This window comes from Staphylococcus sp. FSL W8-1207 (genome assembly GCF_038003745.1).
GTDB classification, from domain to species: domain Bacteria; phylum Bacillota; class Bacilli; order Staphylococcales; family Staphylococcaceae; genus Staphylococcus; species Staphylococcus equorum.
Window position 1 is genome coordinate 794,837 of sequence record NZ_JBBOPU010000001.1, and the last position, 25,186, is coordinate 820,022.

The window sequence follows — 25,186 nt, forward strand, 5'->3', positions numbered from 1 at the left end:
ATGCGTTTCACTTCAATCATATATCTTTTGTTTAAAGTGTATATGAAGTTTTGATAAGGAGTTTGTAAAAATCACTTTGAATGCGCAATATAACTTTACATGCTCATTCCTTTGGATATTAAAAAGGATAGATTGCTCTAAATAAATGAACAAACTATCCTAGCGAAACAAATTAATAACTTTTGTTTAGACTTTAAATGTAACTAAATCATTTTTATAAAATTAAACTAGTATATTTTAGTGAGCTTGGTGTTGCGATCTAAGTTCGTCTGTTGCTACTTGTGGTTGGAAATCTTCTGGCAGTTCTTCAGTGCGTACAACGAGTACATCACAAGGTGAGTGGCGCACGATTGCTTCAGATACAGAACCAACAATAAATCTTTCTACAGCATTTAAACCAGAAGTACCACACATAATTAAATCAGCTTCTACCTCAGACGCTAATTTTTTTGGAATAATTGCTTTTGGAGAACCAAATTCTAAGCGAGTTTCAACATCTTTAATACCAGCGTTTGTTGCAACTTCTTTATAACCTTTTAACAAGTCGTCAGAGAAATTTTTAGATTTCTCAGTGAACTGTGCATCATAAACCTCGTATGATGAATATGTTCGTGAATCAATGACGTTCACAACTGTTAATTTTGCTTCGTTACGATTTGCAACATCTACAGCTTTATTAAACGCCCATTCAGCCTCGTGTGAACCATCTACCGCAATTAAAATGTTTTTATAAGTTAGCATATCAATGACCTCCTTATTCTTCTTATATATATTATACCACCATTTACAGAATATTAACATAATTCACTGTTGTAAAAGTACTCTATTCTTTGATTGCGCTTTCATAGAATACACGTTACTATAAATTTGGAGGTGGATGAAATGATTATAGGTATTCCTAAAGAGATTAAAAACAATGAAAACAGGGTGAGTTTGTCCCCAAGTGGTGTGCATGCATTAGTTGAGCAAGGTCATAATGTTGTTGTTGAAAAATCTGCTGGTTTAGGCTCTTATTTTGATGATGTGGACTATACTGAAGCTGGTGCAAAAATTGTAAATGAACAAGCTGAAGTATGGAACGTAGATATGGTTATGAAAGTTAAAGAACCATTGGAAGAAGAATTCCAATTCTTTGAGGAAGGATTAATTTTATTTACTTATTTACATTTAGCAAATGAAGAGAAATTGACTAAAGCTTTATTAGAAAACAAAGTTATTAGTATCGCTTATGAAACAGTGCAATTGCCAGATCGTTCTTTACCATTATTAACACCAATGAGTGAGGTGGCAGGTCGTATGTCTGCTCAAATTGGTGCTGAGTTCTTACAGAAATATAAAGGTGGCATGGGTATTCTACTTGGTGGTGTACCTGGCGTAGAAAAAGGACGCGTAAGTATTATTGGTGGTGGCCAAGCCGGTACTAATGCTGCGAAAATTGCTTTAGGTTTAGGTGCTGACGTTACAATTTTAGATGTTAACCCTAAACGTTTACAACAATTAGAAGACTTGTTTGGTGGTCGAGTACATACAATCATGTCAAACCCATTAAACATAGAGCAATGCGTTAAAAATAGTGACTTAGTCATTGGTGCAGTGCTTATTCCAGGCGCAAAAGCACCAAAACTTGTTACTGAAGAAATGGTTAAACAAATGAAAGATGGGGCAGTGATTGTTGATATTGCGATCGACCAAGGTGGCATTTTCGAAACAACAGATCGTATTACTACACACGATGACCCAACTTATAAAAAACATGGCGTAGTACATTATGCAGTAGCTAATATGCCTGGTGCAGTACCGCGTACGTCAACAATCGCATTAAACAACGCGACGTTACCATATGCGCAACAAGTAGCTGGAAAAGGCTATTTAAAAGCACTACAAGATAATCCAGCTTTATCTTTAGGCTTAAGTACGATTAATGGTGAATTAACTAATAAAGGTGTTGCAGATGCATTAAACTTATCATATACCGATATTGAAAGTGCATTAAAATAAAAACACCTATAATACAACTCAACCATAACGAATTGATTGTATTAAATTGATGTAAATAAAATAAGAGTAGGACATATATTTATGTATCTCACTCTAAAGTGCCGACAAAGTAACTGACTTTGTCGGCACTTTTTATACATAATTGTCTAGTAGTGTTATATGGCCAGTAGTAGTTCTTTAAAAGTTTGTTATAAGCGTATTTTCAATTCAGTCAGCTGCTGCCAATATAATAAAACAGGCTGAGACATGTAATTATGTCCCAGCCTGTTTTATTGACTCTATAAGATCTTATGTTTTAAGAAGTTAAACTATCAATGACAAGTTTTAAACGATTCTTGTACCATGTACTTCTTGGAAAGGGAAAGAAGATATTAAATCTTGCAAATTATCTTTATTTAACCCGCCACCAGGCATGATTTCGATACGTCCGCCTGTATTAACCACAAGCTTGCCGAGTTGATTTAAATTATCGAAAATATCAGTCCCTGATGGACCACCATGTGTAAGTAATCTAACAAAGCCAATATCAATCAGCTGATGTAGCGCTTTGATTTGACCATGTAAATGAATTTCATCGAACGCCATATGACACACGGATGGTACAGGTGATGCTAGGTTGTTCAAAGTCTTCATTTGCCATTCATTTAAGACATTATCCTCTGTCAAACATCCGAATACAAAGTAATCTACGTTAAGTTGTTTGATTGCTTTCATGTCTCGTTGCATGATTTCAAAATCATATAAATTATATACGAAATTACCACCACGCGGGCGAATCATTACTGCGATTTCAACCTCATTGGTATGACAAATTTCTGTCGCGATTTCAATCATTCCGATGCTAGGTGTTGTTCCTCCGACACTCAAATTATCACATAATTCTATACGATCAGCACCATTGCTTATTGCTTGTTCAACTTGTTGAATTGTTTCAACAACCGCTTCTTTTATCATTTTTCGTAACCCGTTAAACTTTCATTACCATCTTCAGTTACTAAAATATCGTCTTCAATACGTACACCTGCAACGCCGGGAACGTATATGCCTGGTTCAACAGTGATAACCATTCCAGCAACAAATTGGTTGGTATTTGAACTAGAAACATCTTGATACTCATGTTCTTCTAAGCCTAATCCATGTCCTAAACGATGAGGGAAATAATCACCATAACCTGCATCACTGATAATATTACGTGCAATATCATCTACATCTTTAATTGTAACGCCTGGTTTGATTGCTGCAATTGCTTCTTGTTCAGCTTTCAAAACAACATTATATATTTCTTGAGCTTTATCATTTGGTTCGCCAAATTTAACGGTTCTAGTCATATCACTACAATAATTGTTATAAATAACACCAAGATCAAATAGTACATATTCATCTTTTTGTAATTGACGATCACCAGGCGTACCATGTGGTGAAGCAGCGTGATCGCCGAAGAGTACCATCGTATCGAAACTCATTTCATTCACACCGTAATCTTTGATTGCATTCTCAATATGATTGACAACTTGGCGTTCCGTGACACCTTCTTTTAAAAAGTCTACACCGATTTCAATACATTTGTCAGCAAGTTCACATGCTTTTTTAATAGTAGCAATTTCATTTTCGCTTTTAACATTACGTAAGTCTTTAATTGTTTGGTCAATATCACCAAAAGTTTGTACATTAAATGCTTCAACGAGTTCGCGTTGACGTTTTACTGTTAAATGTTCAGCTTCAACTAATAATTTATTTACAGTGAACGTATATTTGTCTAATGCATTTTCTGTGTCTAAATATCCAATTACTTCGCCCTCAAAAGGAGAGGATTTTACTTCATCAACTTCTAATTGTGGACAAAATAATACTTGTTCACCATTTTCTTTGATTAATAATGCGAGTAAACGTTCATGAGGATCACTTAAATAGCCTGTAAAGTAAAAAATGTTTAATGGTGTTGTAATCCATGCTGCTCCAGCTTGTTGTGATTTTAATTCTGCGGTAATCTGTTCTAATTTCATTTATCATCATCCTCCTAAAAATACTATCATTCTAAGTTTATGTTAGTTCATTACGGAATTCAAAAATAAAATGTTATAATGATGCTATTTTAGCTAAATGTTTTAAAAATATGCATAAAAGCGCTATATAAAATGAACGGATATGTTATAAAATGGCATGAATGTGGTATGTAGTAAATAAACAGATTTATGGGAGGAATTCATATAATGAACTTATCATTTCATGGACAATCAACGATTTATTTTGAAGCGAACGGTAAAAAAGTAATTGTAGATCCATTTATTACTGGCAATGGTCAGTCAGATTTAGATGCAAATGCTATAGAAGTAGACTATATCATTTTAACGCATGGTCATGGTGATCATTTCGGAGATACAGTCGAATTAGCTAATAGAAATAATGCAACTGTAATTGGTTCGGCAGAACTGGGTGATTATTTAACTACAAATAAAAATGTTGAAAATGTAAGACCAATGAACATTGGTGGTAAAGTTGAATTTGAATTTGGTACAGTGAAATTTGTACAAGCTTTTCACAGTTCAAGTTTAACTGACGATAATGGTATTCCAGTTTATCTTGGCATGCCGATGGGGGTTATTATAGAAGTTGAAGGCAAAACAATTTATCACACTGGAGATACAGGATTATTCAGCGATATGAAATTAATTGCAGAACGTCATCCTGTGGATGTTTGTTTTGTACCTATTGGTGATAACTTTACTATGGGTATCGATGATGCAAGTTATGCAATCAACACATTTATAAAACCTAAAATTACTGTACCTGTGCACTATGATACATTTGAATTGATTGAACAAGATCCAAATGAATTTAAATCTTCTGTTACGGTAGGAGAGGTACAAATTTTAAAACCTGGAGAATCAGTTAAATTTTAAAACCTTTAATGGATTAGAATTCATAATAAAATAAAATGTCGACAAAATTTCATTATTTTGTCGACATTTTTATGTTTATTTATAAGAATTATTCTAAGCATTCATTTATATTTCAAATTTTTAAGAATATAAACTAAAAAAACAAACCCAATGCATTTGTGCGCTAGGTTTGTTTAGATGATAAACTCAAATTAATACAAAGGTGTTTGAGTTTTATATTATTTTACAATAAGAACAGGGATGTTTGCTCTTTTCGCCACCTTATGGCTGACGCTACCAAGGACAAATTTTTTCTTTTCCTCAGCTTTGCGGTTACTGAGTACGACGATTTCATATTTGCCACTATTTGCTTGTTTAACTAGTTGTTCTTTGGCACTGCCACGAACAATAATTTCATCATATTTGATGCCATATTCATCTAAAGCCTTACGTGTTGGCTCAAGTCCTTTGCTGCGCTTTTCAACTAATTTATCTAAATGAATACCAGATTTAATTGATGATTGTGCATCTTGTTCACTAATTGAATTTAAAATAGTGACCGTCGTTCCTTCACCTGCTAATTTTGATACTTCTTTAAGTGCTTTTTCGTTAGTAAGTGTTGTATCTACACCAAGTAAAATATTTTTGAACATTGTTCATCCCTCCTTGATATCATTCTAATCAAAATTCCTTGATAAATCCAATTATAATATAAAATCTTACATATTAATTTCTTAAAAAGAATTATTTATATTATTTAAAAGGTGCAGTTCAACATTATAAAGTTATAATCTACCATAATTTGAATTGTGACATCGCAATTTTAGATATAAGAAGTTATAATGGCATAGAAACTGTTCAATAAAAATGAGGTTATTTAAATGACAAAGCATGAGCAAATTTTATCATATATAGAATCTCTAGCAGTAGGACAAAAAATTTCTGTTAGAAAAGTAGCGAAGGATTTAAGTGTATCTGAAGGTACAGCTTACCGAGCGATTAAAGATGCTGGTCAAATTGGCTTGGTAGCAACAATTGACCGCGTAGGTACTGTTCGCATAGAAAAGAAAACGCGCGAACAAATTGAACAACTTACATTTGGTGAAATTGTAAAAATTATAGACGGTCAAGTGTTAGGTGGCAGAAACGGTTTAATTAAAACACTAACCAAGTTTGCCATAGGTGCGATGGAGATAGACGATGTAGTAAAATATTTAAGTACGCATACATTATTAATTGTTGGTAATCGTAAAGATGTACAATTAGCAGCTTTAAAAAGAGGAAGTGCGGTGCTGATTACAGGTGGTTTTAGAACTTCTGATGAAATTATAAAGTATGCGGATGAACATGATCTACCAATACTTTCTTCTAATTATGACACATATCTAGTAGCAAACATCATTAATAGAGCAATGTATAACCAAATGATTCGTAAAGAAATATTGGTCGTTGAAGATATTGTAAAATCAGTGAAAGAGAGCACAGTAATCTTTGAAAATATGAAGTTGATTGATTATAAAGAAAAAGCAAGAGCTACTGGACATTCAAGATTTCCAGTTATTGATGAACAATGGAAATTAGTAGGTATTATTACGAGCAAAGAAATTATTAAAATGGATGATTATGACACGATAGCTCAGTTTATGACGAAGGCACCTATAAATGTCCAATTAACTACCACAGTAGCAAACTGTGCCCATATGATGATTTGGGAAGGTATAGAACTGTTACCAGTGACTACAAGTAGCAAAAAACTTATAGGTGTTATAACGAGAAAAGATGTATTAACAGCGATGCAATTATTAAGTCGACAACCTCAAGTGGGAGAAACTATTAATGATCAAATTGCAAAACATATCAACATTACAAATAATGGTATTCAAGTACAAACAACCCCGTTATTAACGAATCAATATGGTACTTTAAGTAAAGCTGTATTTGTCGCTATAATTGAAGAAACAGTACGCTATGAAATGAGAAAGTTAAAAAAACTTGAAGTCATGATAGAAAGTTTGAACATCATATATATTAAGACAGTACAAATCGAATCAGAAATCGATGTGCATTATGATATGTTAGATGTAGGAAGAAACTTTGCTAAATTAGAAGTGACAATGTCTACTGATGAGCATCATGTAGCGAAAGCAATGATTATCTGCCAGATGATAGACTAAACGAATTTTATATAACTAATGAAAAGGAAGATATAAATGACTAAAGAATTCAATCAAATTATGAGTGAAATTAACGAAGCTGAAACAGTTATTATACATAGACATGTCAGACCTGATCCAGATGCTTATGGTTCACAGCTTGGTTTGAAACACTATTTAACATTAAAGTTTCCAGAAAAAAACATATTTGCAGTTGGGGAAGCAGAGCCTTCGTTAGATTTTATTGGAACTTTTGACGAAATTACAGATGAACAATACAAAGATGCATTAGTGATTGTTTGTGATACGGCTAATTCACCAAGGATTAGTGATGAGCGCTTTAATAAAGGTCGTTCCCTAATTAAAATCGACCATCACCCAGCAGTGGATCAATATGGTGATATTAATTATGTGAATGCACAGGCTTCTTCTACAAGTGAAATTATCTTTGACTTTATTGCGCATTTTAATGACACAACAGTGATAGATGCCTCTGTTGCACGCGTACTATATTTAGGAATTGTTGGTGATACAGGTCGTTTCTTATTTAATAATACGACGTCCCATACGATGGAAGTTGCAAGCCAGTTACTCAAATATCCATTTAATCATAATGAAGAGCTTAATCAAATGGGCGAAAAAGACCCGAAACTCTTACCCTTCCAAGGATATGTATTACAGAACTTTGAGTTAGATGAAAATGGATTTTGTAAAATAATTATTACACAAGATGTGCTTAAGCAGTTTCATATTGCGGCTAACGAAGCTTCATTATTTGTAAATGCGATTGCAGATATTCAAGGCTTGAAGATATGGGTCTTTGCTGTTGATGAAGGCACTGAAATAAGATGTCGCATCCGCTCAAAAGGCATTGTGATTAATGATATTGCAAGTGAATTTGGTGGTGGAGGCCATCCAAATGCATCAGGTGTTTCTGTTGCAAACTGGAATGAATTTAAGTCATTGGCTGAAGCTTTAAATAATAAGTTGTAAGTATATAGGAGGTGTTTGCTGATGGTTACGCATTTAAATATTCATACAACATACGACTTATTACATTCTAGTTTGAGAATAAAAGATGTTGTTGCTAAGGCCGCTAAAGAAGGGTACACCGCGTTAGCGATTACAGACACAAATGTCTTATACGGTTACCCACAATTTTATGACGCGTGTATTGCAGCAAATATTCATCCTATTTTCGGTATGACGATTTTTGTGACAGATGGTTTAGAGTCAGTGGAAACGATAGTGCTAGCGCAAAATGAGCAAGGACTAAAAGATATGTTTAAGCTGTCGTCTGCTATAAAAATGAAAGAAAAAACTGAAACACCTATAGAGTGGCTGAAAAAATATCTACAGCATATTGTTGTTATTTTTAAAGATGTATCATCATCAAATGAAGCTATTGTAGCTAATTTTACTGATGATACACATGTTTATGTAAATCATACGAGTGAAGTAACATTGGAATTACCAATGGTTTGGGCTCAAAGTACACGTTATCTTAACCAACAAGATGCTGATACGCTTACTGCGCTCGCTGCCATCAGGGATAACGCTAAATTAGATTTAGTGAGTGAACAACCTGATTATAATGCACATTTATACGATTATAGCGATTTGACTACACTTCATTTAAGTAAGGAAGTGCTAGATAACACAAATCAACTTGCAAAAGTATGCCAGGCTGAAATGATATATCATCAGTCTTTATTACCTAAATTTAAAACGCCGGATAATCAGCAATCAAAAGATTATTTATGGCAAGTATTACAAGAAAACTTAAATCAACTTAATTTAAATCATAACCAATTCGACACTTATAGAGAAAGACTTGTTCATGAGTATCAAGTCATTACTCGCATGGGGTTTGAAGATTACTTTCTTATAGTAAGTGATTTAATACACTATGCGAAAACGCATGATGTATTAGTAGGACCTGGTCGTGGTTCTTCGGCAGGGTCATTGGTAAGTTATCTTTTAAATATTACTACGGTTGATCCTATACAATATAATTTATTGTTTGAACGTTTTCTTAATCCGGAACGTGTAACAATGCCGGATATTGATATTGATTTTGAAGATACGCATAGAGATAAAGTTATTCAATATGTCCAGGAAAAATATGGTGATAATCATGTTGCTGGTATTGTAACGTTCGGTCATTTGTTAGCTAGAGCAGTAGCTAGAGATGTTGGTAGAATTATGGGATTTGATGAGGTTACTTTGAATGAAATTTCAAAATTAATACCACACAAGCAAGGTATAACTTTAGATCAAGCTTACGAACAAAATGATTTTAAACAGTTTGTACACCGAAACCATAGGCATGAACGATGGTTTGAAATTAGTAAAAAATTAGAGGGGTTACCTCGCCATACATCAACACATGCTGCAGGTATCATTATTAATGATCACCCATTATATGAATATGCACCATTGACGTTAGGTGATACTGGATTATTAACACAATGGACGATGACGGAAGCAGAGAGAATAGGATTGTTGAAGATCGACTTCTTAGGGTTACGGAATTTATCCATTATTCATCAAATTGTGAAACAAGTTAAAAAAGACACGAATACACATATTGATATAGAGCAAATACCTTTTGATGATAGCAAAGTCTTTCAATTATTATCTCAAGGTGATACTACAGGTATTTTCCAACTTGAATCAGATGGTATTAGAAATGTATTGAAAAAATTACAACCTGAACATTTTGAAGATATTGTAGCCGTAACGTCTTTATACAGACCAGGTCCTATGGAGGAAATACCTACCTATATTACGAGAAGGCATAATCCATCTAAAGTGCAATATTTGCATAGTGATTTACAACCGATATTAAGTAACACTTATGGCGTTATCATTTATCAAGAACAAATCATGCAAATTGCCAGTAAGTTCGCAAACTTTAGTTATGGAGAAGCGGATATTTTAAGACGAGCGATGAGTAAAAAGAACCGTGCTGTATTAGAAAATGAACGTCAACACTTTGTGGATGGTGCTTTGAAAAATGGCTACGATGAAAGTTTAAGTAAACAAATATTTGATTTGATTCTAAAATTTGCAGACTATGGCTTTGCACGTGCCCATGCTGTAAGCTATTCTAAAATCGCTTATATTATGAGCTATTTAAAAGTACATTATCCTAACTATTTTTACGCTAATATTTTGAGCAATACTATCGGAAGCGAGAAGAAGACAGCGCAAATTATTGATGAAGCAAAGCATCAATCAATCAATATTTTAACACCGAATATTAATCAAAGTCACTGGTTCTATAAAGCAACTAAACAGGGTATCTACTTGTCAATCGGTGCGATTAAAGGAGTAGGTTATCAAAGCGTTAAGTTAATTGTTGATGAACGCATAACAAATGGGCATTTTAAAGACTTTTTTGATTTTACAAGACGTATTCCTAAAAGGATTAAATCTAGAAAATTACTTGAAGCGCTCATATTAGTAGGCGCTTTCGACACCTTTGGCAAAAATCGTGCTACACTACTACAGTCAATTGATCAAGTACTTGATAGTTCATCTGATATTGAACAAGACGGCTTTATATTTGATGTATTAACGCCTAAAGCGACATATGAAGACAAAGAGGAATTGCCGGATAAAGTATTGAGTGATTATGAAAAAGAATATTTAGGCTTTTATGTTTCAACACACCCTGTCGAAAAAGCTTTTGAACAAAAGCAATATCTCGGTATATATAAACTTACCAATGCACGAGATAATCAACCGATTTTTGTTCAAATTGATAATATTAAACGTATACGTACCAAAAACGGTCAAAATATGGCTTTTGTAACACTAAATGATGGAGTTAATAGTTTGGATGGGGTCGTTTTTCCAGATACATTCAAAAAATATGAAACAGATTTGAAAACGGATGAGACATTTATCCTAAAAGGTAAGTTTGAAAATAGGAATAATAAGAAGCAGCTTATTATTAATCAGATAGAGACGGTTGAAGCTTTTGAAGTGAGTACATTTGAACAAGCGAAACAAATTGTAATTAGAAACCTAAGCGATGAAACAGAATTAAAGCAATTTTTAACTCAAACAGAAAATAGTAACTATATTCCTGTTAAGTATTTCCAAGAGGAGCAAAATAAGTTCAAAATCATAGGTTATATCACACGTGATAACGACGTATTAAATACATTTATACAACGGTTTTCCCCTTGGGATATAAGAATTATTTAACTTTAATAGCGCTATGAACTATGGTATAGTAAACTGATGGTTAAGCATAAACTTGCCGTCAGTTTTAATTCTAACTAAATTAAAAATAATAATTATTTAATGTCAAATCAATCTATATATTTTTATTACAAATATTAACTGTATGAGTTAAATCGACATCTTGTTAGCAATATCATTTGTAATTTAAGTTAGATTGTAATAAAAATATATATGAACTGATTTTTATACTAGTTGAGTGTAAAGGGGTAGATTTACATGACATTGAGAGACGAAGCATTAGAAATGCATAGACGAAATCAAGGAAAGTTGGAAGTAACACCTAAGGTACAAGTTACTAATAAAGAAGAATTAAGTTTAGCTTATTCACCAGGTGTCGCAGAGCCTTGTAAAGAAATACATGAAGATTCTCGAAAAGTTTTTGAGTATACCATGAAAGGCAATACTGTAGCTGTTGTAACAGATGGTACAGCTGTTTTAGGATTAGGAAATATTGGTGCAGAAGCGAGTATCCCAGTAATGGAAGGGAAAGCAGTGTTATTTAAAAGTTTTTCTGGTATCGATGGTGTGCCTATTGCATTAAATACTACAGATACAAATGATATAGTGAATACTGTGAAATTATTAGAACCGAATTATGGTGGCATTAACTTAGAAGATATTTCAGCGCCGCGCTGTTTTGAAATAGAAGAGCGTTTGAAAAAAGAAACTAAAATACCAGTATTTCACGATGATCAACATGGTACAGCAATCGTTACAGTAGCAGGTATGATCAATGCCTTAAGAATAGTGGATAAAGATTTGTCAGACATTAAGGTCGTTCTTAATGGTGCCGGTGCAGCTGGTATGGCTATTGTTAAATTATTATATTCTTATGGTGTTAGAGATATGATTATGTGTGATTCTAAAGGTGCTATTTTTGAAGATCGTGCTTTCGGTATGAATGATACGAAAGCATACGTAGCTAAGTGGACTAATAGAGAGAAAATTGAGGGTAGCTTAAATGATGTCATCAGAGATGCTGACGTGTTTATAGGCGTTTCTGTTGCAGATTTATTAACAAAAGAGATGGTCGAATCTATGGCTGATGATCCAATTATCTTTGCTATGGCAAACCCTAACCCAGAAATTCAGCCAGATGTTGCAAAAGCAGCAGGTGCAAAAGTAATAGGAACAGGCCGTTCAGATTTTCCAAATCAAATTAATAATGTCTTAGCATTTCCGGGTATATTCAGAGGTGCTTTAGATGTAGAAGCAACACAAATTAATGAAGCAATGAAACAGGCTGCGGTTGAAGCAATTGCTAATTTAATTAATCAAGAAGAATTGAATCCTGATTATTGTATTCCTGGTCCGTTTGATAAGCGTGTAGCACCATCAGTCGCTAGAGAAGTTGCAAAAGCAGCAATGGAGTCTGGCGTTGCTAGAAATGATATGGATCCAGAGGAAATTTATGAAAAGACAATGAAATTAACAGACTTAGATAAATAATATTCGTTAATCCTGAACTCAATACGTGACTTACAGTTAAGTGTAGAGAAAGATTGCGATATTTATGTGGAGGTTTACCAATGTTTAAAGATTTTTTCAATAGAAGTAGTAAAAAGAAAAAGTACGTGACCGTATCGGATTCAAAGCAAAGTGATGTTCCTGCAGGTATTATGACGAAATGTCCTAAATGTAAAAAAATTATGTATACGAAAGAATTAGCTGAAAACTTAAACGTTTGCTTTAACTGTGATCATCACATTGCACTTACAGCTTATAAACGTATTGAAGCTATTTCCGACGAAGGTACATTTAAAGAATTTGATAGAGGCATGACTTCGGCAAACCCATTGGACTTCCCAAGTTATGAAGAAAAAATCCAAAAAGATCGACAAAAAACTGAGCTGAACGAAGCAGTAGTGACTGGAACTGCAAATTTAGAAGGTATAAGTTATGGTGTTGCTGTTATGGATGCTAGATTCAGAATGGGCAGCATGGGTTCTGTAGTAGGCGAGAAAATTTGTAGAATTATTGAGCATTGTATTGAAAATCGTTTGCCATTTATTTTATTTTCAGCAAGCGGTGGAGCTAGAATGCAAGAAGGTATTATATCGTTAATGCAAATGGGTAAAACGAGTGTGACACTGAAGAAACACGCGGATGCGGGGTTATTGTATATTTCTTACATCACTAATCCAACTACAGGTGGTGTTTCTGCAAGCTTTGCTTCTGTAGGTGATATTAATCTTAGTGAACCAAAAGCGTTAATTGGATTTGCTGGAAGACGTGTCATTGAACAAACTATTAATGAAAAATTACCAGATGATTTCCAAACTGCAGAATTTCTATTAGAACATGGTCAATTAGATAAAGTAGTACATAGAAAAGAAATGAAAACAACGTTATCTAATATCTTAAAAATGCACCAAGAGGTGAAAACAAATGCTTGATTTTGAAAAGCCGCTTTTTGAAATAAAAAATAAAATTGAATCATTAAAAGAATCTCAAGAAAAGAATGATGTAGATCTTCAAGAAGAAATTGATATGCTCGAAGCTTCTTTAGAGAGAGAGACTGAAAAGGTATATACAAACCTTAAACCATGGGATCGTGTGCAATTAGCACGTTTACAAGAAAGACCTACATCTTTAGATTACATACCTTATATATTTGATTCATTCATGGAATTTCATGGTGATAGAAATTATAGAGATGATCCTGCAATGATTGGTGGCATTGGTTATTTGAATGGCCAAGCTGTTACTGTAGTTGGACAACAACGTGGTAAAGATACCAAAGATAATATTTATCGTAATTTTGGGATGGCACATCCAGAAGGTTATAGAAAAGCAATTAGATTGATGAAACAGGCGGAAAAATTCAATCGACCTATTATTACTTTTATCGATACTAAAGGTGCGTATCCAGGTAAAGCAGCAGAAGAACGTGGACAAAGTGAATCTATCGCTAGAAACTTAGTTGAAATGGCTTCGTTAACAGTGCCAGTCATTTCTATTGTGATTGGTGAAGGTGGTAGTGGAGGAGCTTTAGGTTTAGGTATTACAAATCGTATATTGATGCTTGAAAATAGTACGTATTCTGTTATTTCACCTGAAGGTGCTTCTGCACTGTTATGGAAAGACAGTAATCTTGCAAAAATTGCTGCAGAAACAATGAAGATTACTGCTGAAGATTTACGTGAACTCAATATAGCTGATGATGTAATTAAAGAACCATTAGGTGGTGCACACCATGATGTTGAAATTCAAGCACAAAACATCAAGAAAGGTTTTGAATATCATTTAGCAGAATTAAGTCAGCTAAGTAAACAACAACTTGTTGATGACCGTTATGCAAAATTTAGAAATATTGGAGCATTTCACGAATAATATCAAACATATTGAGATGAGCTGTGAAAAAATCTATGACGATAGATTTTTTCACAGCCATTTTTATAGTTGTAGAGAAGTAGATTGAGTAAACACAAATATTTATTTTATTTAAAAAATAAATATATTGTTTAAGAAATATAATTTAAAGGTAAATACATAAGAGCGCTCATTTCATTTTTGCCGAAAATTATAGTAAACGCTTACTATTTATAAATTAATAGTTTAGATTACTTTAAAACGTTTACATTTGGCACAAAGCCTTATTTTAATGGCACCATTGTATTATTTATGGTATTTTTAGAATAAGAAATACATGTTAGAAAGGTTTGTCGTCATGAAAAAAATTGCAGTGTTGACAAGTGGTGGAGATTCTCCAGGCATGAACGCAGCTATAAGAGCTGTAGTTAGAAAAGCGATTTTTAATAACATTGAAGTCTATGGTGTTTACCAAGGCTATCAAGGTTTATTAAACGATGATATCGAAAAGCTTGAACTCGGTTCTGTTGGGGATACAATTCAACGCGGAGGCACTTTTTTATATTCAGCAAGGTGTCCTGAATTTAAAGAAGTAGAAATGCGTAAGAAAGGTATAGAAAACTTACGTAAAAGAGGAATCGAAGGCCTTGTAGTTATCGGTGGAGACGGTAGTTACAGAGGCGCGCAACGTATAAGTGAAGAATGTGAAGAAATCCAGACAATTGGAATACCTGGTACGATTGATAATGATATTAATGGTTCAGATTTTACAATTGGATTTGATACAGCATTAAACACTATTATTGATTGTGTTGATAAAATCCGTGATACAGCATCGAGTCATGCTAGAACCTTTATTATAGAAGTTATGGGACGTGATTGTGGAGACTTAGCATTGTGGGCAGGCATGTCTGTAGGTGCAGAAACAATTATCGTTCCAGAGGTAGAAACAGACATCAAAGATGTAGCTGAAAAAATCGATAATGGTATTAAAAGAGGCAAAAAACATTCAATCGTCATGGTAGCAGAAGGTTGTATGTCTGGAGAGGCTTGCGCTCAAGAGTTAACTAAGTATATTAATGTTGATGCACGTGTTTCTGTATTGGGTCACATCCAACGTGGTGGTAGCCCAAGTGGAGCAGATCGTGTGTTAGCGTCACGTTTAGGTGGTCATGCAGTAGATTTATTATTACAAGGGAAAACTGCTATTGGTGTGGGAATCCGTAATAATGAATTAACTGATACACCATTTGAAGAAATATTTAGATCAGATCAACATGAGTTCGATTTTGAAACTTATGAATTAACAAATGAATTATCTATATAAAATACTTGGAGGCATTATTAATGAGAAAAACTAAAATTGTTTGTACTATTGGACCAGCGTCAGAATCGGAAGAAATGCTTGAGAAATTAATGAAAGCCGGAATGAATGTTGCACGTTTAAACTTTTCACATGGTGATCATGCAGAACATAAAGCAAGAATTGACTCGATTCGTAAAGTATCTAAAAAATTAGGTAAAACTGTTGCAATCTTACTTGATACTAAAGGACCTGAAATTCGTACACACAGTATGAAAGATGGCGGTATTGAACTTGAAAGAGATACTGAAGTCATCGTAAGCATGACAGAAGTAGAAGGTACACCTGAAAAATTCTCAGTAACTTATGATAATTTAATCAATGATGTAGAAGAAGGTTCATATATTTTATTAGATGATGGTTTAATTGAATTACAAGTTAAACGTATCGACAAAGATAATGGCGAAGTTGTTTGTGATGTATTAAACACTGGCGAATTAAAAAATAAAAAAGGCGTAAACTTACCAGGCGTTAAAGTAAGTTTACCTGGTATTACTGATAAAGATGCTGAAGATATTAATTTTGGTATTAGCGAAGGCGTTGATTTCATCGCAGCTAGTTTCGTACGTCGTCCAAGTGATGTACTTGATATCCGTAAATTACTTGAAGCACAAAAAAATACAACAATCAGCATTATACCTAAAATTGAAAACCAAGAAGGTATTGACAACATCAAAGATATTCTTGAAGTTTCAGACGGTTTAATGGTTGCACGTGGTGATATGGGTGTTGAAATTCCACCAGAATCAGTACCTATGGTGCAAAAAGATTTAATCAGACAATGTAATAAATTAGGCAAACCTGTTATCACTGCGACACAAATGCTTGATTCTATGCAAAGAAACCCACGTGCTACACGTGCCGAAGCAAGTGATGTTGCCAACGCAATCTATGATGGTACAGACGCAGTAATGCTTTCTGGTGAAACAGCTGCTGGACTTTATCCTGAAGAAGCAGTTAAAACAATGCGTAATATTGCAGTTTCTGCTGAAGGTGCACAAGATTATAAAAAATTATTGTCAGATCGCACTAAATTAGTAGAAACGTCACTTGTTAACGCAATTGGTGTTTCAGTTGCACATACAGCATTAAACTTAAATGTAAAAGCAATTGTTGCTGCTACAGAAAGTGGTTCAACTGCTCGTACGATTTCTAAATATCGTCCACAATCAGACATTATCGCAGTAACACCTAATCCAGAAACTGCACGCCAATGTGCTCTAGTATGGGGAATTCATCCAGTAATCAAAGAAGGACGTAAAACTACAGATGCATTATTAAATAATGCTGTAGCAACTGCAGTTGAAACTGAAAAAGTTCAAAATGGTGATTTAATTATTATCACTGCTGGTGTTCCAACAGGTGAAAAAGGTACTACTAACATGATGAAATTACATTTAGTAGGAGATGAACTTGCTAAAGGACAAGGTATTGGTAGAAATTCAGTTGTTGGCCAAACACTTGTTGTTAATAATGCAAATGAGTTAGAAGGTAAAGATCTATCTGAAACAATTATTGTAACGTCTTCAGTAGACGAAACACTTGTACCTTATATTGAAAATGCAATTGGTTTAATCACAGAGGAAAATGGCATCACTTCACCAAGTGCAATCATTGGTTTAGAAAAAGGTATTCCTACAGTTGTTGGTGTTGAAAACGCAACTAAAGAAATACAAAATGATGTTTTAGTTACTATTGATGCAAATCAAGGTAAAATCTTTGAAGGTTATGCTAACGTTCTATAATAGATTTACGAATATAAACTAATAGGTAGTTGTAAATTCCTGTTTGAAATAATATAAGAAGTTGAGAGTTAATTGAATTTTAAATTCAATTAACTCTCTTTTTAATTTTCACTCAACTTTATATGAAATAACAAAGTATTCTTGATTTTAATTATAATAAAAACTATCTATACACATTGGTTCGCAAGCAATGTGTATAGATAGTTCATTTTGAAAATATCTGTTTTTTATTTACCTTGAGTACGTGCTACTTTTTTATATCTTAAGTACATTAAACTTAGCATAACGAACCATATTGGTGTTAAAAATACCGCTGTTCTTGTAACTTCATTTACGAACAATAAACAAAATACTAACAAGAAGAATATTAAGATGATATATCCCATATATTTACCGCCTACTAATTTAAAATTAGCCTGTTTGTGAGCTTCTGGGTTACGTTTAGTATAATTAATATAAGCAACAATGATTAATGCCCAAACAGCTAAAAACAACACTGTAGATACAGTGGTGATATAAGTGAAGACGAGTGTCGCATTCGGGACAATATAATTTAATAAAGCAGCAATCATCAGTAATGCACATGAGACAAATATTGCAATGTGCGGAACGCCATTTTTATTCGTTGACGCAAAATAAGGCGGTGCTTGTTTTTGATTAGAAAGACCAAAGAGCATACGACTGTTAGAAAAAATGCCGCTGTTACAAGAAGACGCCGCTGCAGTTAGAACAACGAAATTAATAATGCCTGCTGCAAATGGAATACCAATTAGTGCGAACAATCTAACAAATGGACTATCGTCAGGATTTATAGCATTCCATGGGATGATTGACATGATTACAGCTAATGCACCAACATAAAAGACTAATATACGTAAAGGAACGCTATTAATTGCTTTCGGTAGAGTCTTAGTCGGATCTTTAGTTTCGCCTGCAGTAACACCTATTAATTCGATACCCACAAATGAGAATACAGCCATTTGGAATGACATTAAAAATCCATTAACACCTTTAGGAAATATGCCATTATTGTATAAATTAGATAATGAAGCATGTCCAAATTGTGTGTCATAGGCCATAATAATCATAATTGCACCAACAACAATCAAAGCAAGAATCGTTACTATTTTAATGATTGCAAACCAAAATTCTAATTCACCAAATAGTTTAGCACTTAATAAATTAAGTGACATAAGTACAAGTACACAGAATAATGCACTGATCCAATTTGGAATGTGAGGAAACCAAAAACTTACATATTTAGCAACTGCAGTTACCTCAGCCATACCAGTAATAATCCAACATAACCAATAAGTCCAACCAGTCACAAAACCTGCAAAAGAACCAATGTACTTATTCGTGACATCTGCGAAAGACTTAAAATTAGTATTTGTTACAAGCATTTCTCCTAAGCCACGCATAAACATAAATAGCATAAAACCAATGATGATATATGTAAGTAAAATAGAAGGGCCAGTTAACGCGATTGTTTGACCAGCTCCTAAAAACAGACCTGTACCAATTGCGCCACCAATTGCAATCAGCTGGATGTGCCGGTTGCTTAGTTCTCTCTGTAATTCATTGTTTGACATAATCTACTACTCCTTCATTTTGTCGTTTTATTATTATGCAACTGTCTTTAAAATATTACAACTGTTTTTTAACTGAACCATAAAAAAATTAAGGGTAAAACTACATTAATAATTAGTTATTAATAATGATAACCAAATGAAAAGTAATTAAAATTGAACTGTAAGGCTTTACATACTAGAATGAGTTTATAACACCATTTAATATCATGATGTGTTTTAAGGGTATATAAACAAATACTTATTTCTTAGTGTTCTGGCAAGAGGATTAAACTTTAAATATTCACAAAAGGGACGAAATTGGATATAATGGTTAATGAAAGCCATTTCATAACGAAATAGAAAAGGGGAATTTATATATGGCAGAGTTACAAAAAGGTTTAGAAGGGGTAATTGCATCTCAAACTAAAGTAAGTTCTATCATTGATAGTCAATTAACATATGCAGGTTATGATATTGATGATTTAGCTCAAAATGCTGAGTTTGAAGAAGTTGTCTTCTTGTTATGGCACTACCGATTACCTAATGAAGAAGAATTAAAAGAATTAAAAGAAAAACTTTTTGGATACATGACATTAAATCCTAGAGTGTATAGCCACTTTAAAGAATACGCTACTAGTAACGTGCATCCAATGACAGCGTTAAGAACATCTGTGTCTTATATTGCCCATTTTGATGAACATGCTGAAACTGAAAGCGATGAACAAACAATGGAGCGTGCGATACGTATTCAAGCTAAAATAGCTTCTCTTGTTACAGCATATGCAAGAGTTAGAGAAGGTAAAGATGTTGTAAAACCAAATAGCGATTTAAATTATGCTGGTAACTTCTTATATATGTTAAGAGGAGAATTGCCTACAGATATCGAAGTCGAAGCGTTTAACAAAGCGCTTGTATTACACGCAGACCATGAGTTAAATGCCTCAACATTTACAGCAAGATGTGCTGTTTCATCATTATCCGATATGTATTCAGGTATTGTTGCTGCAGTTGGTTCATTGAAAGGTCCACTTCACGGTGGGGCAAATGAACGTGTCATGAGCATGTTATCTGAAGTGAAATCAATTGATGAAGTTGATAATTACATCGATAAAAAAATTGAAAATAAAGAAAAGATTATGGGCTTCGGACACCGCGTATATAAAGATGGTGATCCAAGAGCGAAATACTTAAAAGAAATGAGTAGAAAAATTACAGCAGAAACAGGTCAAAGTCAATTGTTTGATATTTCCGTTAAAATTGCTGATAAGATGAAAGAAGAAAAAGGCTTAATAGCCAATGTGGATTTCTTTAGTGCGACCGTTTATCATAGTATGAACATCGAACATGATTTATTCACTCCAATTTTTGCAGTAAGTAGAACTTCTGGTTGGATTGCACATATCTTAGAACAATATAGAGATAATAGAATTATGCGTCCAAGAGCTGAGTATATTGGTGAAACAGATAGAAAATATGAACCAATAGAAAAAAGATAATAAGTTTAATCATTCATTATTAAAATATTTATTGTAATAATGAATGTACAAACAATATTTTTAGAAAATATTTAATCAAAAACAAAACACGGAGGTTTTTTTACATGTCAGGAGAAAAAATAGTAAAATCACAAGAAGGTTTAACAGTTCCAAATAATCCAATCATCCCATTTATTATTGGTGATGGTATTGGACCAGATATTTGGAATGCGGCTAGCAGAGTAATCGATGCAGCGGTTGAAGAAGCTTATAGCGGTGAAAAGAAAATCGAATGGAAAGAAGTATTAGCTGGACAAAAAGCTTACGATGAAACTGGCGAGTGGTTACCTAAAGAAACACTTGATACGATTAATGAATATTTAATTGCTATTAAAGGTCCTTTAACAACACCAATTGGTGGCGGCATCCGTTCACTTAACGTTGCTTTACGTCAAGAATTAGATTTATTTACATGTCTACGTCCAGTACGTTGGTTCCAAGGCGTTCCATCACCAGTTAAACGTCCTGAAGACACTGATATGGTTATTTTCCGTGAAAATACTGAAGACATTTATGCTGGTATCGAATTCCAAGAAGGCACACCTGAAGTTAAGAAATTAATTGAATTCTTACAAAATGAAATGGGCGCTAAAAATATTAGATTCCCAGAAACATCAGGTATTGGCGTGAAACCAGTTTCTAAAGAAGGTACAGAGCGTTTAGTACGTGCTTCTATACAATATGCTTTAGAAAATAATCGTAAATCATTAACATTAGTGCACAAAGGTAATATCATGAAATTTACTGAAGGCGCATTTAAACAATGGGGTTATGACTTAGCACATAACGAATTTGGTGATAAAGTATTTACTTGGCAGCAATATGATGAAATTGTTGAAAAAGAAGGTAAAGACAAAGCAAACGAAGCGCAAGAAAAAGCAGAAAAAGAAGGCAAAATTATCGTTAAAGATTCAATTGCTGACATTTTCTTACAACAAATTTTAACACGTCCATCAGATCATGATGTAGTAGCTACAATGAACTTAAATGGTGACTATGTATCTGATGCGTTAGCAGCACAAGTTGGCGGCATTGGTATTGCACCTGGTGCAAACATTAACTATGAAACAGGTCATGCTATTTTTGAAGCTACACATGGTACAGCTCCAAAATATGCAGGATTAAATAAAGTTAACCCATCATCTGAAATTTTAAGTGCAACATTAATGTTAGAACACTTAGGATGGCAAGAAGCTGCAGATAAGATCACTGAATCAATTGAGAAAACAATTGCTTCTAAAGTGGTAACTTACGACTTTGCTCGTTTAATGGACGGTGCTAAAGAAGTTTCTACTTCTGAGTTTGCAGATGAACTTATTAAAAACATCAAATAATCCAAATTCGTATTGAGTCTTTAAAGATTCAATACGAATTGATTTTAAAAATACCAACAATATCTTAGGATTTTGTTGGTATTTTTTTGTGATTTTCATAAGTTAGTAAAAAGTGCCTCACAAATAGCATTTAATCCACATTTTTTAATGTAAATTGTAAATTTAAGAACGTTGTTTGATGTATATTAACTCGAACAATTTCTCTGGATTGCATATTTTCAATGATATAAGTGTTCATGTTGTTAATTAAATGTTAAGATTTTGTTAACGTATGATTTTTAAAAAAATCAGTGAAATGAAATCAACAGCGCAACAGATTGTTAACATCACAATTACATTAAATTCATGAATACTTAATTTGATCCTTTATTCTAGGTATTGTAAAGTTTATGTGAAAAGAATTTAAAGTATGTTATTTTTATTTAAATATAAGTTATAATTAATTTGTAAACACAAATATGGAGGTATACTATGTCACAAAAAGTACTTGTAGTAGATGATGAGCAATCAATCGTAACCTTATTAAAATATAATTTAGAACAAGCTGGGTATATAGTGGATGTAGCTTATGATGGAGAAGAAGCACTGGAGAAGGTCAATGCTACAAATCCCGAATTAGTTGTGTTAGATGTCATGCTTCCAAAAAAAGATGGAATAGAAGTTTGTAAAACGATTCGTTCTGATAAAAATCTTGTACCTATCTTAATGCTGACAGCTAAAGATGATGAATTTGATCGTGTACTAGGACTAGAACTTGGTGCAGATGATTACATGACTAAACCATTTTCACCAAGAGAAGTAGTAGCAAGAGTCAAAGCTATTTTAAGAAGATCTGCGATGGTTACAGAAGCAGCTCAAATTGAAAATGATGAAGATGACATACTTATTGGTTCAATCAGAATTAGACCAGAATATTTTGAAGTGTATAGAGAAGATGAATTATTAGAATTAACACCAAAAGAATTTGAACTGTTATTATATCTTATCGAAAGACAGGGTAGAGTGATCACACGTGAACATATGTTAAATTCAGTATGGAATTATGAATTCGCGGGTGACTCTAGAATTGTGGATGTACATATTAGTCATTTAAGAGATAAATTAGAAGAAAACCCAAAACAACCTAAACTTATCAAAACAGTACGAGGTTTAGGATATAAGTTGGAGAGACCTAAGGTTTAATGCTGAAGTTTCATCACCGCCTCTTATTTTTATTATGTACCATCGTTATCATTAGCTTTATTATGTTAGGCGCAATCATAACACATGTTATTTATAACACGGTTACTACGGGTCAAGAAGGGGACCTAGAGCATCGTTCAGAGCATTTCGTTAGTTTGTACAACCATGATAAAATAGCTGAAATCAAAGATATTGCTGAAAGTGAAAAATATACTGTAGTTATTGAAAAAGGTAACGATGTCTTGTTGTCCACAAAACAAGGAACTGAGATAAATGAAGATATAAGAAATGATGCTATTCCTTCGAACTTAATTTATGATAAAGTAGCTGATGATCGAAGATATACATTCAAGACTTCAATCAAAGATAAAGATGTTTTGATTAGTGGTGTAAATAATGAAATCTTAGAATTACAAATTGAACTGTGGAAATACACGGCTTTAATTGGTTTAATTGTTTTAGTGATTATTTTCTTTGTCGTTCGAAGTATCAATAGAACGTATATAAGACCTATTAATGAAGTAACGTATGCCACGAACCTTTTGGCTGAGGGGTATTATCATGTGAGGGTGCCAGAGAGCAACGTAAAAGAGACGAGAGAGTTGTTCGTTACTACAAATGAATTAGCTAGACGTTTACAACGTTTAAATCATAAGCAAAAGCTACAATCCAATAGGCTAAAAACAACTGTAGAAAGTATTCCGAGTTCCATATTAATGATTGATAAATATGGTGAAATTGTTGTAGCAAATAAAGCATATTATGAGTTATTTACGCCTGAAGAAGCAGTAGAGCATAAAAGTTATGTTGAGTTTATCGATGTTAAAATCCAAAAACTTATTGTTGATGCGTTTAAAGTAGAAAAACCTATTTATGATCAAGTAGAATTAACCATAGATCAAGTGCATCAGAAATATTTTGATACTGCTTGCGTACCAATTTTGTCAAAAACTAAGAAAAATTTATATGGCATGGTTATTGTTATGCATGACATCACAAACCTTAAAAAGCTTGAAAATTTACGTCGTGAATTTGTAGCAAATGTATCACACGAATTAAAAACACCTATTACTTCAATAAAAGGATTTGCTGAAACATTACTAGATGGGGCAAAAAATGATGAACAGGCATTAGATGATTTTTTACAAATCATTTCTAAAGAATCTAATCGCATAGAAACCTTAGTTTTTGATTTACTAGATTTATCTCATGTCGAACAACAATCTGAAATAGAAACTGAATATATTAGTTTGTCTGACATTGCGGAACTAACGATTAAAAATATGCAGACGATTGCTGAAAGTAAAGATATAACAATTGTTAATGAAGTGACACCTGATATTGTCATTGATGCAAATAATGATAAAGTTTCACAAGTTGTTATCAATTTACTATCCAATGCAATTAGTTACTCTAAGGAATCGGATGAAGTTATTGTGCGTGTATATAAAGAGGGCAATAAGCGTATACTAGAAGTAGAAGATTTCGGTATGGGTATAAGTGAAGAAGACCAAAAACATATTTTTGAACGCTTTTATAGAGTAGATAAAGCACGTAGTAGAGATTCAGGTGGCACAGGCTTAGGATTGTCTATTACAAAACATATTATGGAAGCCCATAATGGTAGAATTAATGTAATTAGTAGTCCGAATGAAGGATCAACATTTAGAATTACATTTTTTGAAACAGAATAAGTATACTTTAAATTTATAATTGTTGTGTGATTTTATACAAAATTAAAATGATAGTCGATCTAATTAACTTTATGTTGTTAGGTCGATTTTTTTATATTGCAATGAAAACCAGAAGATATGTCGTATCAATACGGGTAGAGTTATAATTTGTGATAAAATGGAT

At 33.2% G+C, this 25,186-nt stretch carries 19 protein-coding genes; 14 read left to right on the forward strand and 5 right to left on the reverse strand.

Translation table 11 applies throughout. The features are described 5' to 3' along the window. Positions 1–237: 237 nt before the first annotated feature. On the reverse strand, positions 238–741 hold the full coding sequence (locus NSR03_RS04065) for a universal stress protein (RefSeq protein ID WP_002507349.1): 504 nt from the start codon (positions 739–741) through the stop codon (positions 238–240). Between the two features lie 141 nt (positions 742–882). Between NSR03_RS04065 and ald the strand changes: the two genes are divergently transcribed. Further along, a complete protein-coding gene (gene ald, locus NSR03_RS04070; RefSeq protein WP_002507350.1) occupies positions 883–1,998 on the forward strand; it encodes an alanine dehydrogenase in 1,116 nt (371 codons plus the stop codon). Positions 1,999–2,322: 324 nt separating this feature from the next. On the opposite strand, the gene NSR03_RS04075 is transcribed toward ald, so the two are convergent. Both NSR03_RS04075 and NSR03_RS04080 read right to left on the reverse strand, forming a co-directional pair. After that, on the reverse strand, positions 2,323–2,952 hold the full coding sequence (locus NSR03_RS04075) for a copper homeostasis protein CutC (RefSeq protein ID WP_002507351.1): 630 nt from the start codon (positions 2,950–2,952) through the stop codon (positions 2,323–2,325). Then, positions 2,949–4,001 (reverse strand): M24 family metallopeptidase, encoded by a 1,053-nt coding sequence (locus NSR03_RS04080; protein ID WP_021339076.1) that lies wholly within the window; start codon positions 3,999–4,001, stop codon positions 2,949–2,951. Before NSR03_RS04080 ends, NSR03_RS04075 begins: the two co-directional genes overlap by 4 nt. A gap of 207 nt (positions 4,002–4,208) precedes the next feature. Here NSR03_RS04080 and NSR03_RS04085 point away from each other — a divergent pair, with 207 nt between their 5' ends. Further along, positions 4,209–4,898, forward strand: coding sequence for a metal-dependent hydrolase (locus NSR03_RS04085; RefSeq protein WP_021339077.1), 690 nt, complete (start codon positions 4,209–4,211; stop codon positions 4,896–4,898). Between the two features lie 218 nt (positions 4,899–5,116). Here the strand turns inward: NSR03_RS04085 and NSR03_RS04090 are convergent, their stop codons facing one another. Then, the gene (locus NSR03_RS04090) at positions 5,117–5,530 is read right to left on the reverse strand and encodes a universal stress protein (protein ID WP_002507354.1); all 414 of its coding nucleotides are present in this window, start codon (positions 5,528–5,530) and stop codon (positions 5,117–5,119) included. A gap of 228 nt (positions 5,531–5,758) precedes the next feature. Between NSR03_RS04090 and NSR03_RS04095 the strand changes: the two genes are divergently transcribed. The 8 genes from NSR03_RS04095 (at position 5,759) to pyk (ending at position 17,707) form a co-directional block, all read left to right on the forward strand. Then, positions 5,759–7,051: a DRTGG domain-containing protein gene (locus NSR03_RS04095; RefSeq protein WP_021339078.1), complete on the forward strand. Its 1,293-nt coding sequence runs from the start codon at positions 5,759–5,761 to the stop codon at positions 7,049–7,051. 36 nt (positions 7,052–7,087) lie between these two features. Then, positions 7,088–8,023, forward strand: coding sequence for a DHH family phosphoesterase (locus NSR03_RS04100; RefSeq protein WP_021339079.1), 936 nt, complete (start codon positions 7,088–7,090; stop codon positions 8,021–8,023). A 21-nt stretch (positions 8,024–8,044) separates the two neighbouring features. Further along, positions 8,045–11,248 carry a DNA polymerase III subunit alpha gene (locus NSR03_RS04105; RefSeq protein WP_069801594.1) on the forward strand — a complete coding sequence of 1,068 codons (3,204 nt, stop codon included), beginning with the start codon at positions 8,045–8,047 and terminating at the stop codon, positions 11,246–11,248. 255 nt (positions 11,249–11,503) lie between these two features. Then, positions 11,504–12,736, forward strand: a complete 1,233-nt coding sequence (locus NSR03_RS04110; protein ID WP_021339081.1) for an NAD(P)-dependent malic enzyme — start codon at positions 11,504–11,506, stop codon at positions 12,734–12,736. A gap of 80 nt (positions 12,737–12,816) precedes the next feature. Next, the gene (accD, locus tag NSR03_RS04115) at positions 12,817–13,683 is read left to right on the forward strand and encodes an acetyl-CoA carboxylase, carboxyltransferase subunit beta (protein ID WP_002507359.1); all 867 of its coding nucleotides are present in this window, start codon (positions 12,817–12,819) and stop codon (positions 13,681–13,683) included. Beyond that, positions 13,676–14,620, forward strand: coding sequence for an acetyl-CoA carboxylase carboxyltransferase subunit alpha (locus tag NSR03_RS04120; protein ID WP_021339082.1), 945 nt, complete (start codon positions 13,676–13,678; stop codon positions 14,618–14,620). The genes accD and NSR03_RS04120 overlap by 8 nt, the downstream gene beginning before the upstream one ends. A 337-nt stretch (positions 14,621–14,957) precedes the next feature. Continuing rightward, complete coding sequence (gene pfkA, locus NSR03_RS04125; RefSeq protein ID WP_002507361.1) at positions 14,958–15,926, forward strand: 6-phosphofructokinase; 969 nt, start codon at positions 14,958–14,960, stop codon at positions 15,924–15,926. Positions 15,927–15,946: 20 nt separating this feature from the next. After that, positions 15,947–17,707, forward strand: a complete 1,761-nt coding sequence (pyk, locus tag NSR03_RS04130) for a pyruvate kinase (RefSeq protein ID WP_002507362.1) — start codon at positions 15,947–15,949, stop codon at positions 17,705–17,707. A 227-nt stretch (positions 17,708–17,934) separates the two neighbouring features. Here pyk and NSR03_RS04135 read toward each other — a convergent pair whose 3' ends face one another. Continuing rightward, positions 17,935–19,299 (reverse strand): amino acid permease, encoded by a 1,365-nt coding sequence (locus tag NSR03_RS04135; RefSeq protein ID WP_064782839.1) that lies wholly within the window; start codon positions 19,297–19,299, stop codon positions 17,935–17,937. 356 nt (positions 19,300–19,655) lie between these two features. Here NSR03_RS04135 and NSR03_RS04140 point away from each other — a divergent pair, with 356 nt between their 5' ends. The 4 genes from NSR03_RS04140 (at position 19,656) to pnpS (ending at position 25,023) form a co-directional block, all read left to right on the forward strand. Beyond that, positions 19,656–20,774, forward strand: coding sequence for a citrate synthase (locus NSR03_RS04140; RefSeq protein WP_021339084.1), 1,119 nt, complete (start codon positions 19,656–19,658; stop codon positions 20,772–20,774). A gap of 104 nt (positions 20,775–20,878) precedes the next feature. Beyond that, the gene (gene icd, locus NSR03_RS04145) at positions 20,879–22,147 is read left to right on the forward strand and encodes an NADP-dependent isocitrate dehydrogenase (protein ID WP_021339085.1); all 1,269 of its coding nucleotides are present in this window, start codon (positions 20,879–20,881) and stop codon (positions 22,145–22,147) included. A gap of 471 nt (positions 22,148–22,618) precedes the next feature. Next, on the forward strand, positions 22,619–23,329 hold the full coding sequence (locus NSR03_RS04150) for a response regulator transcription factor (RefSeq protein WP_002507366.1): 711 nt from the start codon (positions 22,619–22,621) through the stop codon (positions 23,327–23,329). Beyond that, positions 23,329–25,023: a two-component system histidine kinase PnpS gene (pnpS, locus tag NSR03_RS04155; RefSeq protein ID WP_002512485.1), complete on the forward strand. Its 1,695-nt coding sequence runs from the start codon at positions 23,329–23,331 to the stop codon at positions 25,021–25,023. Before NSR03_RS04150 ends, pnpS begins: the two co-directional genes overlap by 1 nt. The last annotated feature ends 163 nt before the right edge of the window (positions 25,024–25,186 follow it).

Excerpts from the sequence above, each read along its gene's own strand:
- NSR03_RS04065 (WP_002507349.1), bottom strand. The coding sequence starts at position 741 with ATGCTAACTTATAAAAACATTTTAATTGCGGTAGATGGTTCACACGAG.
- ald (WP_002507350.1), top strand. The coding sequence starts at position 883 with ATGATTATAGGTATTCCTAAAGAGATTAAAAACAATGAAAACAGGGTG.
- NSR03_RS04075 (WP_002507351.1), bottom strand. The coding sequence starts at position 2,952 with ATGATAAAAGAAGCGGTTGTTGAAACAATTCAACAAGTTGAACAAGCA.
- NSR03_RS04080 (WP_021339076.1), bottom strand. The coding sequence starts at position 4,001 with ATGAAATTAGAACAGATTACCGCAGAATTAAAATCACAACAAGCTGGA.
- NSR03_RS04085 (WP_021339077.1), top strand. The coding sequence starts at position 4,209 with ATGAACTTATCATTTCATGGACAATCAACGATTTATTTTGAAGCGAAC.
- NSR03_RS04090 (WP_002507354.1), bottom strand. The coding sequence starts at position 5,530 with ATGTTCAAAAATATTTTACTTGGTGTAGATACAACACTTACTAACGAA.
- NSR03_RS04095 (WP_021339078.1), top strand. The coding sequence starts at position 5,759 with ATGACAAAGCATGAGCAAATTTTATCATATATAGAATCTCTAGCAGTA.
- NSR03_RS04100 (WP_021339079.1), top strand. The coding sequence starts at position 7,088 with ATGACTAAAGAATTCAATCAAATTATGAGTGAAATTAACGAAGCTGAA.
- NSR03_RS04105 (WP_069801594.1), top strand. The coding sequence starts at position 8,045 with ATGGTTACGCATTTAAATATTCATACAACATACGACTTATTACATTCT.
- NSR03_RS04110 (WP_021339081.1), top strand. The coding sequence starts at position 11,504 with ATGACATTGAGAGACGAAGCATTAGAAATGCATAGACGAAATCAAGGA.
- accD (WP_002507359.1), top strand. The coding sequence starts at position 12,817 with ATGTTTAAAGATTTTTTCAATAGAAGTAGTAAAAAGAAAAAGTACGTG.
- NSR03_RS04120 (WP_021339082.1), top strand. The coding sequence starts at position 13,676 with ATGCTTGATTTTGAAAAGCCGCTTTTTGAAATAAAAAATAAAATTGAA.
- pfkA (WP_002507361.1), top strand. The coding sequence starts at position 14,958 with ATGAAAAAAATTGCAGTGTTGACAAGTGGTGGAGATTCTCCAGGCATG.
- pyk (WP_002507362.1), top strand. The coding sequence starts at position 15,947 with ATGAGAAAAACTAAAATTGTTTGTACTATTGGACCAGCGTCAGAATCG.
- NSR03_RS04135 (WP_064782839.1), bottom strand. The coding sequence starts at position 19,299 with ATGTCAAACAATGAATTACAGAGAGAACTAAGCAACCGGCACATCCAG.
- NSR03_RS04140 (WP_021339084.1), top strand. The coding sequence starts at position 19,656 with ATGGCAGAGTTACAAAAAGGTTTAGAAGGGGTAATTGCATCTCAAACT.
- icd (WP_021339085.1), top strand. The coding sequence starts at position 20,879 with ATGTCAGGAGAAAAAATAGTAAAATCACAAGAAGGTTTAACAGTTCCA.
- NSR03_RS04150 (WP_002507366.1), top strand. The coding sequence starts at position 22,619 with ATGTCACAAAAAGTACTTGTAGTAGATGATGAGCAATCAATCGTAACC.
- pnpS (WP_002512485.1), top strand. The coding sequence starts at position 23,329 with ATGCTGAAGTTTCATCACCGCCTCTTATTTTTATTATGTACCATCGTT.